The sequence below is a fragment of the Cytobacillus sp. MT66 genome (genome assembly GCF_058792595.1).
Map to the genome: position 1 here is coordinate 16,019 of NZ_JBXAFB010000011.1, position 18,072 is coordinate 34,090.

At 41.9% G+C, this 18,072-nt stretch carries 18 protein-coding genes; 1 reads left to right on the top strand and 17 read right to left on the bottom strand.

The window, feature by feature from the left end:
* Nucleotides 1-17: 17 nt before the first annotated feature.
* Complete coding sequence (locus AC1Q59_RS18105; protein WP_492367264.1) at nucleotides 18-2,627, bottom strand: putative amidoligase domain-containing protein; 2,610 nt, start codon at nucleotides 2,625-2,627, stop codon at nucleotides 18-20.
* Between the two features lie 146 nt (nucleotides 2,628-2,773).
* Here AC1Q59_RS18105 and AC1Q59_RS18110 point away from each other — a divergent pair, with 146 nt between their 5' ends.
* Nucleotides 2,774-3,460: an N-formylglutamate amidohydrolase gene (locus tag AC1Q59_RS18110; protein ID WP_492367265.1), complete on the top strand. Its 687-nt coding sequence runs from the start codon at nucleotides 2,774-2,776 to the stop codon at nucleotides 3,458-3,460.
* Between the two features lie 26 nt (nucleotides 3,461-3,486).
* On the opposite strand, the gene speE is transcribed toward AC1Q59_RS18110, so the two are convergent.
* The 16 genes from speE to AC1Q59_RS18190 all read right to left on the bottom strand — a co-directional run bounded on the left by speE (nucleotide 3,487) and on the right by AC1Q59_RS18190 (nucleotide 17,969).
* The gene (speE, locus tag AC1Q59_RS18115; RefSeq protein ID WP_492367266.1) at nucleotides 3,487-4,380 is read right to left on the bottom strand and encodes a polyamine aminopropyltransferase; all 894 of its coding nucleotides are present in this window, start codon (nucleotides 4,378-4,380) and stop codon (nucleotides 3,487-3,489) included.
* A gap of 138 nt (nucleotides 4,381-4,518) precedes the next feature.
* On the bottom strand, nucleotides 4,519-4,803 hold the full coding sequence (locus AC1Q59_RS18120) for a DUF1292 domain-containing protein (protein WP_492367267.1): 285 nt from the start codon (nucleotides 4,801-4,803) through the stop codon (nucleotides 4,519-4,521).
* A 13-nt stretch (nucleotides 4,804-4,816) separates the two neighbouring features.
* Nucleotides 4,817-5,233 (bottom strand): Holliday junction resolvase RuvX, encoded by a 417-nt coding sequence (gene ruvX / locus AC1Q59_RS18125; protein WP_492367268.1) that lies wholly within the window; start codon nucleotides 5,231-5,233, stop codon nucleotides 4,817-4,819.
* Between the two features lie 3 nt (nucleotides 5,234-5,236).
* Nucleotides 5,237-5,503 carry an IreB family regulatory phosphoprotein gene (locus AC1Q59_RS18130; protein ID WP_492367269.1) on the bottom strand — a complete coding sequence of 89 codons (267 nt, stop codon included), beginning with the start codon at nucleotides 5,501-5,503 and terminating at the stop codon, nucleotides 5,237-5,239.
* Nucleotides 5,504-5,597: 94 nt separating this feature from the next.
* A complete protein-coding gene (gene alaS / locus AC1Q59_RS18135) occupies nucleotides 5,598-8,231 on the bottom strand; it encodes an alanine--tRNA ligase (RefSeq protein WP_492367270.1) in 2,634 nt (877 codons plus the stop codon).
* Between the two features lie 449 nt (nucleotides 8,232-8,680).
* Nucleotides 8,681-9,763 (bottom strand): AI-2E family transporter, encoded by a 1,083-nt coding sequence (locus tag AC1Q59_RS18140; protein WP_492367271.1) that lies wholly within the window; start codon nucleotides 9,761-9,763, stop codon nucleotides 8,681-8,683.
* A 117-nt stretch (nucleotides 9,764-9,880) separates the two neighbouring features.
* Nucleotides 9,881-10,003: a YrzQ family protein gene (locus tag AC1Q59_RS18145; RefSeq protein WP_492367383.1), complete on the bottom strand. Its 123-nt coding sequence runs from the start codon at nucleotides 10,001-10,003 to the stop codon at nucleotides 9,881-9,883.
* A gap of 48 nt (nucleotides 10,004-10,051) precedes the next feature.
* Entirely contained in the window at nucleotides 10,052-10,243 is a 192-nt protein-coding gene (locus tag AC1Q59_RS18150; RefSeq protein ID WP_492367272.1) for a YrzR-like zinc ribbon domain, read from the bottom strand.
* Between the two features lie 12 nt (nucleotides 10,244-10,255).
* Complete coding sequence (locus tag AC1Q59_RS18155) at nucleotides 10,256-10,729, bottom strand: PRC-barrel domain-containing protein (RefSeq protein WP_492367273.1); 474 nt, start codon at nucleotides 10,727-10,729, stop codon at nucleotides 10,256-10,258.
* A 225-nt stretch (nucleotides 10,730-10,954) separates the two neighbouring features.
* Entirely contained in the window at nucleotides 10,955-11,128 is a 174-nt protein-coding gene (locus AC1Q59_RS18160) for a hypothetical protein (RefSeq protein WP_492367274.1), read from the bottom strand.
* A gap of 67 nt (nucleotides 11,129-11,195) precedes the next feature.
* Nucleotides 11,196-13,664: an SF1B family DNA helicase RecD2 gene (gene recD2 / locus AC1Q59_RS18165; RefSeq protein WP_492367384.1), complete on the bottom strand. Its 2,469-nt coding sequence runs from the start codon at nucleotides 13,662-13,664 to the stop codon at nucleotides 11,196-11,198.
* A 30-nt stretch (nucleotides 13,665-13,694) separates the two neighbouring features.
* Nucleotides 13,695-14,354, bottom strand: coding sequence for a tetratricopeptide repeat protein (locus AC1Q59_RS18170; RefSeq protein WP_492367275.1), 660 nt, complete (start codon nucleotides 14,352-14,354; stop codon nucleotides 13,695-13,697).
* Between the two features lie 104 nt (nucleotides 14,355-14,458).
* Nucleotides 14,459-15,574 (bottom strand): tRNA 2-thiouridine(34) synthase MnmA, encoded by a 1,116-nt coding sequence (gene mnmA / locus AC1Q59_RS18175; protein ID WP_492367276.1) that lies wholly within the window; start codon nucleotides 15,572-15,574, stop codon nucleotides 14,459-14,461.
* A gap of 110 nt (nucleotides 15,575-15,684) precedes the next feature.
* Nucleotides 15,685-16,827, bottom strand: coding sequence for a cysteine desulfurase family protein (locus AC1Q59_RS18180; protein WP_492367277.1), 1,143 nt, complete (start codon nucleotides 16,825-16,827; stop codon nucleotides 15,685-15,687).
* A gap of 42 nt (nucleotides 16,828-16,869) precedes the next feature.
* Nucleotides 16,870-17,289, bottom strand: a complete 420-nt coding sequence (gene cymR, locus AC1Q59_RS18185; RefSeq protein WP_492367278.1) for a cysteine metabolism transcriptional regulator CymR — start codon at nucleotides 17,287-17,289, stop codon at nucleotides 16,870-16,872.
* Nucleotides 17,286-17,969, bottom strand: a complete 684-nt coding sequence (locus tag AC1Q59_RS18190; RefSeq protein WP_492367279.1) for a YczE/YyaS/YitT family protein — start codon at nucleotides 17,967-17,969, stop codon at nucleotides 17,286-17,288. The genes cymR and AC1Q59_RS18190 overlap by 4 nt, the downstream gene beginning before the upstream one ends.
* Nucleotides 17,970-18,072 lie beyond the last annotated feature (103 nt).

The window sequence follows — 18,072 nt, forward strand, 5'->3', positions numbered from 1 at the left end:
TCCCCCTTTAATCCCCTTTAATTTTCATCCAAATACCCTGCTAAGGACGCTGCATAATTAAGAAGGCGAATCCCTGCCAAACTTCTTAGTTTATAGGCCTTTATCTGTGAAAATAAATTATCGGGCTTTGAATTAATCTCAACTATTTTTATGGAATCATATTGGTCAATGCACAAGTCGACTGCCAATTCACCAAAATCACCGACTTCCCTTTCTACGGCTAATACAACATCACGTGTAATATCTGCCATTCGATTGACTATTTGCCGCCTTAACGCAGGATCAGGGTAAATGAGCTGGAGCACTTTTGAGACACGCATATTTGACTCTGTTTCAGCCGTCAGCATATCTTCCGCTGCCAGCCTAGCCACCATTCCGGTCCGAAGCCACTTTTTCCCGCCATTTTTTTGCATGTAGACTCTTATCTCCAGGTTTCTTCTGTCATGCTGTTTTCTGCGAATTCCCTCTTGGACAATATATGGTGTTTGGTTCATAAGGCCGCCCACTAGATCTTCCAGTTCCTGGATATCATTGATCCGTTCATACGCCTTTTGTCTGCTGCTAATCCAAAAAATTCCTGCAGGCCGTCGTATAACTCGAATAATCCCCATGCCTAATGCCCCGCCAACTGGCTTTAAATATATATCACCGTAACTATCAAGCAGTTCAGTTACATCTGATACTCCCTGCAAAAGTCGCGTTTCAGGAAGAAACTCGGCAAATTCATCAGAGAGGAGCTTATGCGTATTCCATTTATCCCCTGTTAAACGGAATAAGGTGACTGGGTTAACAAATGGAATATTGTACACAGTTTCCAGTTTTGTACGAATTTCATCAATGTCATACTCACATTCCCCGTCATAGAAAAATCGATCATAAATGACTGCAGGAAAAGGAAAATATCCCTCCCCCTCAATTGTTGTACCTTTAATCAGCTGCTGTTCCCAATTGATGTCGTCTGGTTCAAAAACATAAACTAGCATTTGTTTCTCATGCGCTAGCCGGCCTAGATGCTGAAAATAGGTCGTCTGCCTATCAAATGGCCTTGACGCCAGAATTCCAATAATCGGGCCAAGTGAAATCACACCATTTACAGAAGTGATCCTTGGGTTCCAATTTTTCGGAATAGACAATCTCTCCCTTAGTGCGTCTGATAAATAAACCGTGTTTCTATATCGGAAGGCAAAAGGATAAGCACATATTTCAGCCTGGGATATATTTTTCCCTGCACATACAAAAGCCTGTTGTCCTTCCTGAAACTTAAACTTTTGTCTCATCTTCTTTGGAATTTGTATAACAAGACCGCGGTCATATAGGTTTTCATGAGGCTGGATTCCCCAGTTATTGCGAATATCTTCCGTTTCAGCAAATAAATAGCCTTCCTCAATTGCTTCAAACAGATAGCCTAACTCGTTTTCATACTGCGGAAAGCTCGAAGTATTCATCAAAGCTTCTTTAATATCCCCCCATAGCTGTTTGAGGAAGATGCGATTGCCTTGGTAATATGCCTGCTGGACAAGCGGATGGAATAATAAATCTGATTTTAACTCATGATGATGGATGACAATAAGGCGAGATAAACAAATTACAGACATCGTGAGTTTTGGATTTATGATCCAGGAACTCAAGGTTAGATATTCAAAGCCATAGCTTTTTTCCCGATAACGCCCAAGTCCTCCATGTTTAGTTTTACGTCTTCTTCTTGCAGTATTTGGAGTCTCTACCATCGAAACTGGAATGGCGAGATAGTAATCTAGCGCTTTTAGAAGAGAAAATGAAAGGGGAGTACCGAAATGAATATGCCCTCCAACCTGATAGCCATAAAAAGGCATGCTCCCGGCACAGAATTCAATATTTTTAAATGGAACCATTTCTGATGCTTTATGAATAAGGCTTTCTATATTTCGGAAAAGGTCATGCGGATTATCTGCCTGTTCTGGCCTTATTTCTGCCAAAGCATATTCTCCGCTATCCTGCTCAATTTGGCGGGCATCGCAGCCAACCCCACCGTCTATCGGAAAAAAGTCTGATGCAGGCAAAAGTTCTCCCTCGCAGCTAAGCATAAATTCTACATCTGCCCCAAGTGTAAAAGGCTCTATGACTTTATGAATTGGCTCCATATCCATGTCTTTTGCCGGATTAACATCCGTTACAATGAAAGAGCCTCCTGCTAACTCGCCAAGTTTAACAAAACCGCTCCTAAGACCTGTCACGTACAATGCCCGGATGGCTAAATTTTTTAATTCCTTCTGCCACTCACTTATATCTGTTTCTTTCCAGCGCCAGCCAAAAGCACCGGTTCGAATAGGAATGTCATGAAGAATAACATGCTCTCCGACAGCAATATAAGCCTTTTTTATGGCAAGTGACTCAATTTCCAAATAATATTCCTTCTCTAATGAATAAAGCTTTGTATAATAATCATACCCTTCATCAAGTGCCTGTTCCTTGGTATGAATAACTCCAAGGTTTCTTCCGCCATCATGGCCAAATAGTCTTCCAACAATCGGATAAGAACATGTCTTTGGATGAACTAATTCGATAGAAGGCACATTATTCAGATTGAGGATTTTCAGTAATTGTTCTTTATCTGAAATCATACAGAATCGCTTCCCGGTCAATTCCATATGTAAAACCTCCAATTGAAATTATCCTTTAATTGTCTTTCTGTGAGGAAATTTTTTCTTGTAATACTTTCTAATATATTATGAAAACACAAATAAAGTTCATAATTAATATGATGTAATATGATTCTTACAAGAGGTGGTTACCCATGCATGTGCCCTATATTCAGCAAGAATTTCTAAAATACAATATCGGCAAAGGATTTATATCTGGTCATGCAGAGGCCCTGCATGCGGCCCCGCCTAATGCAGATCAATTCACAGATGTCATTGTGGAGAACATCATAAAGAGGACTGGATGTGCGGGAATTATCAGCTCGGTTTCGAGGGTAATCTGTGATTTAAATCGTGTCCCCAACATTCAAAACAATAAAGGGGTGGAAGAATACCGGAGAGTTATCCGTGAGGTGATTGAGTATTTACATATTTACGATATGTCGCAGAAAAAAATTATAAAGCCCTATTTGCACCTTTCCTTTCACGGGATGAAAGATAAGCATTATGGCCCTGCAGCTATAGAAATAGGAACGCTTTGCGGCCGATCATGTTCTCCTGAAATAAGACGCTGGTTTAGGGAAAAATTAATAGAAAAAGCAAACGGAGTACTTCCAAATATCACGATTATATTTGACAAAAAGTTCAAAGGTGACGCATCCATCGCCTTTCATCGCCAAGGGGATGGAAAAAATTATGCGGGCTATGGCCCAAACTTTCACTCCCTTCAAATCGAATTATCTTATACCCTAAGGAAAAGCCATTCGGTCGAAGCTGCTAATGTATTTGCCGATATTATGAGTGATTTTCAAACAGAATTTGTTGCAAAAGATCTTTTTTAAAAGGGACTTTGGCGTCCCTTTCTAAGCTAGCTTTCCTCTATAGCCTCATCAAATAATTCCTGAACATACTTCGGCAGGGCAAAAGAGGCTTGAAAAACTTCAGGGGTTATATATTTTGTCCTTTGATGTTTAAGTTTTGTCAGGTCTGCATTGAGAGGATCCCATTTTTTTGAAGCTGCTGTAAAGCTCCAAATTCCGCAGGGATATAAAGGGATAGAAACCAGGTAGGTCCGGACAATTGGAAATCTTTCCTGTAATTGCTGAACCGTCCGCTTTAAAGTGGCTTGATTATAATATGGGGAACCTGATTGAAAGACTGCGATGCCATCTTCTGTCAGCCGATCAAAAACATACTGATAAAATTCCGGCTGAAACAGTTTTTTCCCAGGACCCACAGGGTCTGGCCTGTCGATGACTAACACATCATATTTCTCATCATTTTCTTTCATCCATTCCAGCCCATCACAATGGATGATGTTAAAACGGTTGTCCTTTTCAAATACTGAAGGGGGTGTAAGCCACTTTCGGCATATTTCAGTTACTTTCTCATCAATTTCAATGACATCAATTTTTTCAATGCCATCATATTTCATCGCTTCACGGGCATTCCCGCAATCTCCGCCGCCAATCATAGCAACCTTCTTAGGGTTTGGGTGGGTGACAATAGGAACATGACTGATCATTTCGTTATAAATAAATCCGTCAAAGGTAGAGATTTGCGGGGTTCCATCAAGAACTAATACCCTGCCAAACCCATCCATTTCAACAATGCTAACTTGCTGAAATTCCGATTGTTCATGGTGCAGCACTTTTTTTATTTTATAGCCAATCTTGATTTTGGCATTCCCGACATAATTCCAAATCCAGACAACACTATCGTCGTCTTTTTTAAATCCTGAAAGAGGACTGCGATTAGACATTATTTCACCTCCATATCAAATGCCTGTACACTTATTAATTTATGGAGACATGCTGCATTTTGACATAAGAGAGCCGCACTATTTTAAATTATTTTAGTAAAATAAAAAACTGGCCTATAAAAGACCAGTTTCCAGATATTATTCTTCCTCTTCTTCAAGGAATGTATTAAGCATTTCCTCGATTAAATCCCATTCTTCATCAGTTTCGATAGGCATTAGTTCGCCATCTTTATCATTTTCATTCGGAATGAACGCAGATGCATGAATTTCGATTTCTTCATCATCATCTTCATCTGCACCCATTGGATAGTAAAGCACATAGGATTTTCCGAATTCTTGAGAATCAAAAGTAAAAAGCACCTCGCATAATTGCTCATTTCCTTCTTCATCTACGACTGTAATATTATTTTCTCCGTGATCCATTCTATTCACCTCATTAAATTTGGCTATCTAAGTAGCCTTGTAAAATCATTACTGCGGCCATCTTATCAATAACCTTTTTCCGTTTCTTCCGGCTGACATCTGCTTCAAGCAGCACTCTTTCTGCGGCCATTGTTGTTAGACGCTCGTCCCAGAGAACAACCGGCAAGCCAAAACGGGTTCTTAGCTCTTCAGCGTAAAATTGGCTTGCCTCCCCGCGCGGACCGATTGTTCCATTCATGTTTTTTGGCAGACCGACAACAATCTTACTGACTTCATATTCATTAATAATTTGTCCAATTTTTTCAAATCCAAACTGCTGTCTTTCTTCATTTATCTGCAATGTTTCTAAGCCTTGAGCTGTCAGACCTAATAAATCGCTAAGAGCAACGCCGACTGTCTTAGAGCCGACATCGAGTCCCATTGTCCGCATTATTTAACCCTTTCGCTGCTGATTTAAATATGATTTAACAAGCTCTTCAATAATTTCGTCCCGTTCAAGCTTGCGAATAATATTTCGTGCATCTTTATGGCGGGGAATGTAGGCAGGATCCCCTGAAAGCAAATAACCAACGATCTGGTTTATAGGATTATAGCCCTTATCTTGAAGTGCTTCATATACTTGAAATAGCACTTGTTTGACATCATGTTCCATTGGCTCCTCGGGAAAACTGAATCTCATTGTATTATCAAATGAGCTCATACCTTACACCTCGCTTAAATTAGAAATTGATTGGCGCAAAAAGCAACAAACATTTCCATATGTTACTACTATTCTACACTACTTTCCCATGATATCAAACGGATTTTACCCATTCTTCTACAAAATTCAGTGCACCCTCTAATTTATCCGGATCCTTACCGCCAGCTTGTGCCATATCTGGACGGCCCCCGCCGCCGCCGCCGCAGCGTGATGCTACTTCTTTAATAATTTTTCCTGCATGGTAGCCTTTTTCAATCAAATCCTTGGTTACACCTGCGATCAGGTTCACCTTGCCTTCGTTGACACTGCCAAGAACAACAACAGCAGATCCGAGCTTGTTTTTCAAATCATCAGCCATATTTCTTAAGTTGTTCATATCTGCTGCAGATACCTTTGCTGTCAGGAGCGTTACCCCGTTTACCTCTTTAGCTTGGTTAACTAGACTTCCTGCTTCAATATTGCCAAGCTTAGCTGTTAAGGATTCATTTTCTCTTTGAAGATGTTTTATTTCGCCAAGCAATGCATCCACTCTTCCAGCAAGGTCTTTAGGGTTCGCTTTTAATTTGCCCGCAGCTTCTTTAAGAATGCCTATTTGTTCATTCATAACATGATAAGCAGCTTCTCCAGTTACTGCTTCAATTCGGCGAGTGCCTGCACCAATGCCTGTTTCGGATTGAATCTTAAACAGTCCTATTGCCGACGTATTAGGGACGTGGCAGCCTCCGCAAAGCTCAAGGCTGTAGCTTCCTACCTGAACGACACGAACAATTTTTCCATATTTTTCACCGAAAAGAGCCATTGCTCCCATCGCCTTAGCTTCATCAATACCCTTGTACTCGATATTTAAATCCATGCTGTTCCAGATTTTCTCATTGACAATGCTTTCTACCTTCTCGAGCTCCTCTTGTGTTACCTGGCCAAAGTGAGAAAAGTCAAAGCGCAGACGGTCAGGTTCTACCAAAGAGCCAGCTTGGTTTACGTGTCTGCCAAGAACATCCTTTAATGCCTGGTGAAGCAAGTGGGTTGCTGTATGATTTTTAATAATTCTTGAACGCGTTTTTTCATCAACAGCAGCATGAACGCGATCATTCAGATTTAAGGTTCCTTCCTCCACCGTTACATTATGAAGGTTTTGTCCATTTGGCGCCTTTTGCACGTCTTTAATGGATACTTTTAGGCCGTCGGCTGTCAGCAAGCCTTTATCGGCAATCTGACCGCCGCTTTCTGCATAGAATGGTGTCTGGTCAAGGATAAGCTGAACTTCCTCGCCTGCTTTTGCTTCTTCAATTAATTGACCATTTTTAACAATCGCGACAATTTGTGCATCGGCTTCAAGCGTGTCATAGCCGACAAATTTACTTTCGACTTTAATTTCACCTAGGACACCGCCCTGTACCTGCATGGATTCTACGTCCTGTCTTGCAGCACGTGCACGTTCACGCTGATGCTCCATTTCAACTTCAAAGCCATCATGGTCGATTTTCATGCCTTCTTCTTCCGCATATTCCTCGGTTAATTCAACAGGGAAACCATAAGTATCATACAGGCGGAATACATCTGTTCCAGGGATAATATCATTGCCCTTTTCTTTTTCTTTCTTGATCACTTCAGATAAAATTGCCAAGCCTTCATGAAGAGTTTCATGGAATCGTTCCTCTTCATTTTTGATAACCTTTTGAATGAAATCCTCTTTTTCTTTCACCTGCGGGTAGAAATCCTGCATAATTTCTCCGACAACCGGGACAAGCTCGTACATGAAAGGACGGTTGATATTAATTTGCTTTGCATAACGGACAGCACGGCGGAGCAGACGGCGCAATACATAGCCGCGGCCCTCATTTGATGGAAGTGCTCCATCACCAATCGCAAAGGCAACCGTACGGATATGGTCGGCAATAACCTTGAATGACACATCTTTTTCTTTGCTTGCACCATATTTCTCACCGGAGATTTCTTCTGTTCCGCGGATAATCGGCATAAATAAATCTGTATCAAAGTTGGTTGGCACATTTTGCACAACAGATGCCATGCGTTCAAGGCCCATCCCTGTATCAATGTTCTTTTTCGGAAGCGGTGTATATGTTCCATCCGGGTTATGGTTGAACTCTGAGAATACAAGGTTCCATACCTCTAAGTAACGTTCATTTTCCCCGCCTGGATATAATTCAGGGTCGCTTTCATCATTTCCATATTCAGATCCGCGATCGTAGAAAATTTCTGTGTTTGGTCCGCTTGGGCCCTCACCAATATCCCAGAAGTTACCTTCTAGGCGGATGATTCTTTCTTCTGGAACGCCAATATCGTTCTTCCAAAGCTCATACGCTTCTTCGTCTTCTGGGTGGATGGTAACAGATAATTTCTCTTTTTCAAAGCCAATCCATTTTTCATCCGTTAAGAATTCCCATGCCCACTCAATCGCTTCTTTTTTGAAATAGTCACCAATAGAGAAGTTGCCGAGCATTTCGAAAAAAGTATGATGACGCGCGGTTTTTCCAACGTTCTCAATATCATTTGTGCGGATTGATTTCTGTGCGTTTGTAATTCTAGGATTTTCAGGAATCACGCGACCGTCAAAATATTTTTTCAGCGTTGCAACTCCGCTGTTAATCCAAAGAAGAGATGGGTCATCATGCGGAACAAGTGGTGCACTTGGTTCAATAGAATGTCCTTTTTCCTTGAAAAACTCTAAAAACATACGGCGGATCTCAGATCCAGATAATTGTTTCATTGTTCTTCCTCCTGTCGAGCTATTTATTTTCTAATGACTTTAACACATCACCGCACCGGGGGCCTGACCCCCATCGCGTTAATGCGTTACCATATCGGGGGCCTGACCCCCGGTGGTTTAAAGCATTACAGCGGACTATTTTTTTGCACAAAAAAAGCTCCAATCCCTGGACAGGGACGAGAGCTTGCTCGCGGTACCACCCTGATTAAAAAGCGTAAGCGTATTGCTGCTTTTTAGCTTTTTATCTCAATACTCCTTAACGCGGATAACGGCAGGGATTAGCTGCACTCTGGATTAGCTTTCTGTTATCCTTCATCTGGGAGTTCTTTCAGCCTTGGAGCTCCCTTTCTGTAGATGGACTATAACATACTCGTTCCTTCTTCATGTTTCTTATATATTTGGTATAGTCGCATTATAGCGATATAAAATATGGTTTGTCAATATTTCAATTACGTCCTGGAGAATTTAGGGTTTGGCCTTTTTCCAAAATGTGATTTTGCATGGACAAGGCTTACCTTAATAACCGCTAGGATAGGTACAGCAATGATCAGCCCAACGACTCCGCCTGCTTCCCCTCCCGCTAGCAAGGCAAACATAATGATCAGCGGATGCATATCCAGGCTTTTTCCAACGATGAGCGGAGACAGAATGTTTCCTTCGAGAAATTGCAGAATAACAACAATAACCACAACAATAATGACCATTTTTATCGAGATTGTAGAGGCAATAATGACAGCTGGAATAGCGCCGATAACAGGCCCAAAATACGGAATCACATTCGTCAGCCCGATAATAAATCCAAGCAATAGCGGATACTTCATATCAAAAATCCAAAAAAGGCATGATGAGATTGTTCCGATTGCTACACATACCAGAAGCTGCCCTCTAATATAGCTCCCAAGAGATTTATCAACATCTTTTAAGAATAGAATTCCTTCCTGTCTCCATCTTCTCGGCGTTAAATACCAGGCAGTTTTTTTGATTAAATCATAATCCTTCAGCATATAAAAGGAGATAAACGGAATAAGTGCGATGATGATCAGGTCATTTAAAATCCCCATCAATATATTAACACTTTTCGTAAAAATTTTATCAATATAGGCTTCCATCGCTGCAATGCCTTCATCAATCCTTGTTTGCAGCCCTTCTGGCCATGTAGAGGTTTTTTCTTGAATGAGCTGAATCCATCCTCGGTATTGATCAGCAAAAACTGGTGCATTTTCCGATAAATCCTTAAGCTGATGGATGAATGCAGGTACCCCTTTATAAAAGGCAAAACCTAAACTGCCAAAAAAAAGGATATAAATGCCGAACACAGCAACACCTTTATGAAGTCCGCTGTCGTTTAATTTCTCTATGAGAGGATGAAGCAAATATGTAATAAAGGCTGCAATAATAAAAGGAAATAAAACAGCTAATATTACCTTTAATACCGGCATCCACAGTTGCTGAAGCTTAAGAAAGACAAATAGGACAATAAATAAGAGAAGGAGAAAACCTAGACGATAATACCATTTTAGCCGAATATCCACACGTTTTTTTCCCTCCTCACAAGTATTGTGAGTATGCAGCGGAAAATTTATTCTATTTTTGGTATGTAAAGGGCCAACGCAAGCTTTTGCGTTAGCCCTGGATTTAGCGCAATAGTGTTAAAACATTTTGGTTATGCGTTTTTGCATTTTTTTCATTTGTTTTGCAGACATCATATTATTTTTCTGCAGCAGATTATATGCTGCCATTCCCGCTGCAAATGCTAAGCCTGAGGTCAACATCCGATTCAATATGACCACCTCGCTAGTTTTGGTAGTAGATAAATTTTTCTATGAGAGGTAGCGCCGCTCTTCCTCTGCAAATAAATCATCAAGTGAACTTAATGTTCCATCTTCTTCTACCTGATGGGTGTTAATGACACCTTTGGAAATCGTTAATTCAATAAAACAGTTCCAGCAATAGTACTGGCTGATTCCTATTTTTCCAATATCTTTGCTTTGGCAGTTGGGACATTTAAGCATGGAAAAGACACCTCACTCTTTCACGTTTACGATGATGGCGTCCTTTCCAATAGCAGGGGGAACCTCGGTCTTAATTACTCGTTTTCCTTCCATCATATCTGAAAAGAAGCCATCCGATAGTTCATACCCTACGATTGTCCCCACTTCTTCGTGAAAATATACATCATCAAGCAAACCAAGCCGCTGTCCTTCACTAGTCATAATTGATTTTCCGGTCAAACTATTCTGGCTTTCGAATGTATACTCATCAAGCTTTTTGATTGGCTTCATGAAGGATTGATCCTGAACCATAATGCCATCCCAGCCAAATGATTTTACATCCTTTACTTCCAGGAGAAAGGACTTCCTTAGCAATGCGCCCCTTCGGACAAGCAAACCCTTCACGGTTCCGCTCGCCGAAATATTCAAATCATACACATCGCCAATCTTCGTCCCGCTCTTCAGCTCAATAACCGGAAGACCCTTAAGAAGAGAAAATGTCCGCAAAAGTTGTCCCACCTTTCCGGAACACCCTTAGTTTGCGTCTTTACACCGAAAACATACCCCTTTAGCCCACCACCGCGCTGGGGGTCAGGCCCCCAGCGGTTTAAAGCGTTAATAAGCTGGGGGACAGTCCCCCGGTGCTTTAAAGCGTTAATAAGCTGGGGGTCAGTCCCCCGGTGCTTTAAAGCGTTAATAAGCTGGGGGTCAGTCCCCCGGTGCTTTAAAGCGTTAATGCTTATTGTAGCGAGGCTTGTTGAATCTTTCGTTTCTTACGCCGCCGTCGGCTAGTTCTTCGGAGAATTCGTGGGTCTGGTTTGATGCTGTACCAAGGAATTTTGACTTTTTGAGGTCTGCTGGGTTTAGATTATTGTTTGGTGCAGCTTCTTCATTCCATTTTCCCATTGTCGGCACCCCTCTATTTTTTCTTTAGAGACAAAAAGAACAGCCTTCATTTAGACTGTTCTCTCCTTTAGCTTTTTTCTGTTTCCATAAAATCATACGGTGTTAAATTTGCCATACCAATTAACGGGTCGACTTTCATGAGCTCTTCTTCATAGCTTAAAGGCTGTTTTACAGTCTCTTCCAAAGCAGCTTCATCTTTAGATGAATTTTCATCTATTGTGGCCACAGCAGCCGAATTCGAATCAAAAATGGCTTCCTGCAGCCTTTCTGTTAAGCTGGTTAACCTTGCATGATCATCGGCTCTAGAGACACCTGTCCTTAGCGCATCCTCTTCCCCGCACAGGATTAAAAATTGCCGGCTTCGGGTAATGGCGGTATACAGCAAATTTCTTCGCAGCATGCGATAATAGCTTCTGACAACGGGCAAGATAACAATAGGAAACTCACTGCCCTGGGATTTGTGCACTGAACAGCAATAGGCCAGGGTAATCTGATTTAAATCCTGCCGCGTATAGGTGGCTTCAATCCCATCGAACGAAACGATAATCATATCCTGTTTTTCCGTATTTTCCTTCGCATAAAAAATGGATACAATCTCGCCCATGTCTCCATTAAACACATGGTTTTCCGGCTGGTTAACAAGCTGGAGGACCTTATCACCAATGCGATATTTGATATCGCCAAACGCGATTTCCTTCCGTGTTCCATCAGGATTTGCGTTAAAAATTTCCTGTAAGATTTCATTTAATTTATCAATGCCTGCGGGACCTTTATACATCGGTGCCAGCACCTGGATATCCTTTGCCGTATACCCTTTTCTTTTAGCATTTGAAACAACCTGCTCAACAACGGCTGGAATTTGTGCCTGGGTGCATCTTATAAATGAACGGTCAGCCTGCTGGGCAGTGATATTAACAGGGAGCTTGCCTTTTTTCATTTCATGGGCTAATTCAATAATTGAAGACCCCTCTGCCTGGCGGTAAATGTCCGTCAGCCTGACAGTAGGAACACGTTCCGATCTTAGCAGGTCTTTTAGAACCTGTCCTGGCCCCACGGATGGAAGCTGATCTTCATCTCCCACTAAAATCACCTGAATATGATCAGGCAAAGCTTTAAATAATTGGTTTGCCAGCCAAATATCAACCATCGATGTTTCGTCTACAATTAATATTTTTCCCTCTAAAGGATTTTCCTCATGGTGATCAAAGCCTTCTGTACCATTCCACCCAAGCAGTCTATGGATCGTAACGGCAGGTAAACCAGTGGATTCCGCCATTCTTTTTGCCGCTCTTCCCGTAGGAGCCGCCAGCAAAAATGGAAAAGGTTCTTCCTTTTTATAATCTTTAGGATTCAAGGAACAGCCATGCAACTCGGCATAAAGCTCAACAATCCCCTTAATTACGGTTGTCTTTCCTGTTCCTGGCCCCCCGGTTAAAATAAGCATTGGAGACATTAATGCTGTTTGAATAGCATCTTTTTGCGAGGGAGCATACTGTACTTTTATCCGTTCTTCCAGCTTCCCGAGCGCAAGCAAAAATTCCGATTCAGGAAATTGATCCTCATATTCTGTCTGCTTTAAGAGGCGTTTGATATTAGTCACAAGCCCTTTTTCGGAAAAATAAAGAGAGGGCAAATATAATTTTCTTTCTTCCACAATGATTTTGCCCTCTTCGCCAAGCTTCACGATTTCATTGGAAATATCAGCAAATTCAATCTGATCCCGTTTGTTTTCCTCCAAAAGCCCTTTTGTCCTTTGCAGGAGGTCTTTTGCTTCCACATAAACATGGCCAGCCTGCATCGACTCCGTCTCTAAAACATAAAGACTGGCTGCCCTGATCCGATCTGGATGATTCCCTGAAATCCCCAGCTGATAGCCGAGCTCATCCGCCCTGGCAAAACCTATCCCTTCCACATCCTCAACCAATTTATAGGGATTGTTTTGGATCACATCAATGGTTGTTTCTTTATAAACCTGATAAATTCTCATTGATAGCTGAGGGCCAAACCCGTATTGGTTTAGGGCAATCATCGCCTGCTCGAGTCCTTGGTGCTCCATAAGTGTATCGTACAAGGACTTTGCCTTATCTGGCGGCAGACGCGGGATGCTATCAAGCAAAGAAGGTTCATTCAAGATTTTCGTAATAGCATTTTCCCCTAGGACTTCAACAATACTTTCAGCTGTTTTTTTCCCGATGCCTTTAAAAAGCTCACTGGATAGATAGCTAATTACGCCCTGTTTTGTTTGCGGAATATCTTTGCGATAATGACTGGCATGAAGCTGAAGGCCAAATTTCGGATGTTCCTTGAATTCTCCATAGAAAATATAGGTTTCCTGTTCATACACTTTTGGAAAATAGCCGGTGACGACCGCTTCTTTTTCCTCATAAACATGATTGGTTTCATCCACACGAATCCGTATAACCGTATACAAATTTTGCTCATTGTGAAAAATCGTCACAATCGGCCTGCCCTTGACATATTTCTTTTCTTGTTCTGAAAAAAGTTCAAGAGAACCCTGAACATCCTGCCTCTCCATCATTCTCGCCTCCTTCCGGTCAAAACAGATTTATTGTTCTTTCGCTTCCTCAATCATTTTTTTGCCATAGCCTGCAAGTAGATGATCCGGCTGAATTTCCAATGTTTTTTCAAAGTATGCCAGCGCCTTTTTCTCATCCTCTTTAAAGCCATAGGCAACGCCAAGATTATAGCAGGCATCCGCATGAGACGGATCTATTTCAAGACATCTTTCTAATTGGGAAATTGATTCATCTATAAAATTAAGCTTGGCTAGGCATAATCCATACTGGAATTGCGCTTGTGCATCTTCCTGATTTAATTCCGTGCTGCGCTGCAAATAAGGAAGGGCAAATTTCTGCTGATCAAGAGCAGCTAGCGTCATACCAAGCATGAAAAAAGTATCGCCGTTATTTAATCCTTTTTTCAGTGCTGTTTCAAACATGGTTTTTGCTTGTTCAAATGCTTGAAGTTCGTAATAAAGGCTGCCCGCACTATAATAAGCAGCGGCAGCATTCTCATCAAGCTCAATGGCTTTCTGGTAAAATTTCAGTGCCTTTTCAGTCTCTCCTACTACTGTTAAGACATTTCCAAAGTTAATATAAGAGGTAGGGTCTTGCGGATTATCCTCGATCGCTTCCATAAATACTTTCGCAGCGTCCTCCCATTTTCCTTCTTGCATATATTGAATACCTAACTGGTTTTTATCCAATGACAACACTCCATTTCTCTCAAAAAAGTATACCATATTCATGCTTCTATGAAAAAAAAGAGGACTGTCCAATGTGTTTCCACTTAGACAGTCCCCACTCCTATTTACCCCACATAATCTAGCCGCTTTTCATTTTTGTAAATTTCGTCGATCGTTCCGCCGCCAAGGCATTCATCGCCATTATAGAAAACAACGGCCTGCCCTGGTGTGACCGCTCTGATCGGCTGGTGGAAGATTACCTTTGCTTTGTTATCTTCCATTAGTTCAACGGTCACTTTATTATCAGGCTGACGGTACCTAAATTTAGCCGTACACTCAAACGATGCCGGTTTTTCTTTTTTGGATACCCAGCTTACATTGACTGCTGTAATGGAATCGGAGTAAAGCTTGTCATGGTGGAAGCCTTGTCCGACGTAAAGGAGATTCTTCTTAAGGTCTTTTCCAATCACAAACCATGGTTCTCCTGAGCCGCCGATGCCTAGGCCATGACGCTGTCCAATTGTATAATACATCAGACCGTCATGTTTCCCCATCACCTTGCCGTCAAAGGTAACCATATTGCCAGGCTGTGCTGGAAGATAGCCGCTTAAGAATTCCTTGAAGTTTCGTTCGCCGATAAAGCAAATACCTGTACTGTCTTTTTTCGAAGCTGTAGCCAATCCGGCTTTTAGGGCGATTTCACGCACTTTTGCTTTTTCGATATCCCCAATCGGGAACATGACTTTTTCAAGCTGATCCTGGCCCAATTGGTTAAGAAAATAGGTTTGGTCCTTATTTTCATCGACACCGCGGAGCATTTTGTATTCTCCGTCGCGATAGGCAACTTGGGCATAGTGGCCTGTTGCCAAATAGTCTGCGCCAAGCTGCATGGCATGCTCTAAAAAGGCTTTGAATTTAATTTCCTTATTGCACATGACATCAGGATTCGGCGTTCTGCCTGCTTTATATTCATCCAGGAAATAGGTAAACACCTTATCCCAGTATTGTTTTTCAAAGTTAACGGCGTAGTACGGGATGCCGATCTGGTTGCACACGCGGATGACATCATTATAGTCTTCTGTCGCTGTACAAACGCCATTTTCGTCAGTATCATCCCAGTTCTTCATGAAAATCCCGATGACATCATACCCCTGTTCCTTTAACAAAAGCGCAGCAACAGAAGAATCAACACCACCGGACATTCCCACAACCACACGCGTATCCTTAGGATCCTTCTTCATCTATATCACCACATTTCTAAACAAAAAATTCTTTAACACTTTAACGTACCGGGGGTCAGGCCCCCAGCGGTTTAACGCATCACCGCAATGGGGGTCAGGCCCCCAATCGTTTAACGCGTTAAACGATGGACGATTTTGCTTGTTTCTTCAGCAGCCTTTTCGATTTGCTCCAGGGTGTTGGTAATTCCGAAGCTGAACCTAATGGAATTCTGCAGGCGCTCGTCGTTTTTTCCGTACATGGCGACAAGCACATGAGAGGGGTCAATAGAGCCAGCTGTGCATGCTGAACCACTGGATGCCGCAATTTTGGCTAAATCCAAATTAACAAGCATTGCCTCCACATTTGTTCCTGGAAAGCTTAAGTTTAAAACATGCGGCAAAGAATAATCAAGCGATCCGTTTTGGCTATATTTAACACCATGATCTGTGAGCTTCTTCATGAAAGCTGATTTATATTCTTTATAGGTGCTCACCCTTTTTTCCATTTCGCTCTGTGCTATTTCCACAGCTTGTCTTAAGCCTGCAATGGAAGGAACATTTTCAGTGCCTGCCCGTCTTTTTCTCTCCTGCTCACCGCCGAACATGCGCGAGTACAGCGTGATGTCTTTATTGGCAAATAAAAACCCGATTCCTTTTGGACCGTTTATTTTATGGGCAGAAATGGACATCAAATCGATGCCCAGTTCCTTTACATTTATTTTTTCCAGCCCAAAAGCCTGAACTGCATCCGTGTGAAAAACTGCCTGATGGTCAGCCAAAATCTGACCAATTTCCTTTATTGGCTGAATCGTACCGACCTCGTTATTGCCATACATAACAGTCACAAGGATGGTATCATCTCTAAGCGCGTTTTTTACAGCTTCAGCTGAAATCCGTCCTTTATCATCTACAGGCAGATAAGTAACCTCAAAGCCTTGCTTTTCAAGCTCCTGGCATGCGTGAAGGACGGCATGGTGTTCAATTTGTGTTGTAATAATATGTCTGCCATGCTGCTTGCTAGCTTCTGCTGTGCCAAAAATTGCATGGTTGTCAGCTTCGGTGCCCCCGCTTGTAAAAATAATTTCATTCACCTCGGCACCAATGCTTTTGGCAATAGCTGCTCTGCCCTCATCAACAATGTGACGGGCACTTCTTCCGAAAGAATGAATGCTTGACGGGTTCCCGAATTCAGTTTTCATTACCTCTGTCATTTTTTCGATGACGTTTGGGTGCATGGGAGATGTTGCCGCATGGTCAACATAAATTCTCTCCATCTGATTCACCTTCTTTATTTTTATCTCTACTTCTAGTAATGCCTAAATATAGAACATATAACCCTCTGTTGAGCCATCATCCGCATAATTGGCAAGGTCTTCTAGGGTGGTTCCATCTAAAACCTCTTTTACTGCATCGCGGATTCTCATCCATAGATGTTTTTTTGCAGGCTCTTCATTTTCAATTCCTTCCACTGGGCTAATGGGCCCTTCAAGGACGCGGATAATATCTCCAGCCGTGATTTTTTCAGGGCTCTCACCTAAAATATAGCCGCCATACGCTCCACGAATGCTTTTTACCAAGCCAGCATTCCGTAATGGCGCGATTAACTGCTCTAGATAATGCTCAGAAAGGTCATTCATCTGGGCAATTGATTTTAAGGAAATTGGACCCTCTCCATATTTCTTTGCTAGTTCCATCATAATTGTTAAGCCATAGCGGCCCTTAGTCGAAATTTTCATGAACTGACACCTCTATCTTTTTCATTGATAACAAGGATATCCTTTCTCTTTTTCATCCTTGATAAAAATCGCTCTGTTAACGCCTTGCATTGCGGTATAGCAACCCCGGCAATTGGCCCAAGCAGTAAACCGATAATCACTGTTCCCCAAAAAACAGGGCCGCCAAGCAGCCATCCAATAATCAAAACAACAATTTCCATTACGCCTCTGACATGGCCGATCTTCCAGCCTGTTTTCGATGTTAAGGCAATCATCAGACTATCTCTGGGACCTGCACCAAACTGGGCTGATATGTAAGTCCCCATGCCATAGCAGCAAATGACTAAACCAGAAAGAAACATAACCAGCTTGCCAATTAATGACGAAGGTGTTTGCATAAAAGGCAGCCATAGATAAAAATCCATAAATAAGCCAATAAGAATCATATTTAAAAAGGCTCCCATTTTCGGGAATTCCTTCAGGATCAGCGAGGAAGCAGTTAATATGGCCAACCCAACAATAATGGACCAGCTTCCTATAGTCAGACCAAGCTGATAATATAGTCCAACGTGAAGGACATCCCAAGGTGAAACCCCTAAATCCGCAACAATCAGTAATACGATGCCAAGACTCATCAGCAGCAAGCCAATGACAAAGACAAAAAATCTTGCACCTATCTGCCCGCTTATTTTATTATTCATTTGCCTTTTCTCCCCGCCATAGGCATATTCTTAGTATTTAGATAGACTTTTGTAATTATAGCATATTTGCCAAGGATAAATCATTTAGTCCATACTTTATTTA

Excerpts from the sequence above, each read along its gene's own strand:
- AC1Q59_RS18105 (WP_492367264.1), bottom strand. The coding sequence starts at position 2,627 with ATGGAATTGACCGGGAAGCGATTCTGTATGATTTCAGATAAAGAACAA.
- AC1Q59_RS18110 (WP_492367265.1), top strand. The coding sequence starts at position 2,774 with ATGCATGTGCCCTATATTCAGCAAGAATTTCTAAAATACAATATCGGC.
- speE (WP_492367266.1), bottom strand. The coding sequence starts at position 4,380 with ATGTCTAATCGCAGTCCTCTTTCAGGATTTAAAAAAGACGACGATAGT.
- AC1Q59_RS18120 (WP_492367267.1), bottom strand. The coding sequence starts at position 4,803 with ATGGATCACGGAGAAAATAATATTACAGTCGTAGATGAAGAAGGAAAT.
- ruvX (WP_492367268.1), bottom strand. The coding sequence starts at position 5,233 with ATGCGGACAATGGGACTCGATGTCGGCTCTAAGACAGTCGGCGTTGCT.
- AC1Q59_RS18130 (WP_492367269.1), bottom strand. The coding sequence starts at position 5,503 with ATGAGCTCATTTGATAATACAATGAGATTCAGTTTTCCCGAGGAGCCA.
- alaS (WP_492367270.1), bottom strand. The coding sequence starts at position 8,231 with ATGAAACAATTATCTGGATCTGAGATCCGCCGTATGTTTTTAGAGTTT.
- AC1Q59_RS18145 (WP_492367383.1), bottom strand. The coding sequence starts at position 10,003 with ATGTTGACCTCAGGCTTAGCATTTGCAGCGGGAATGGCAGCATATAAT.
- AC1Q59_RS18150 (WP_492367272.1), bottom strand. The coding sequence starts at position 10,243 with ATGCTTAAATGTCCCAACTGCCAAAGCAAAGATATTGGAAAAATAGGA.
- AC1Q59_RS18160 (WP_492367274.1), bottom strand. The coding sequence starts at position 11,128 with ATGGGAAAATGGAATGAAGAAGCTGCACCAAACAATAATCTAAACCCA.
- recD2 (WP_492367384.1), bottom strand. The coding sequence starts at position 13,664 with ATGGAGAGGCAGGATGTTCAGGGTTCTCTTGAACTTTTTTCAGAACAA.
- mnmA (WP_492367276.1), bottom strand. The coding sequence starts at position 15,574 with ATGAAGAAGGATCCTAAGGATACGCGTGTGGTTGTGGGAATGTCCGGT.
- AC1Q59_RS18180 (WP_492367277.1), bottom strand. The coding sequence starts at position 16,827 with ATGGAGAGAATTTATGTTGACCATGCGGCAACATCTCCCATGCACCCA.
- cymR (WP_492367278.1), bottom strand. The coding sequence starts at position 17,289 with ATGAAAATTTCGACTAAGGGCCGCTATGGCTTAACAATTATGATGGAA.
- AC1Q59_RS18190 (WP_492367279.1), bottom strand. The coding sequence starts at position 17,969 with ATGAATAATAAAATAAGCGGGCAGATAGGTGCAAGATTTTTTGTCTTT.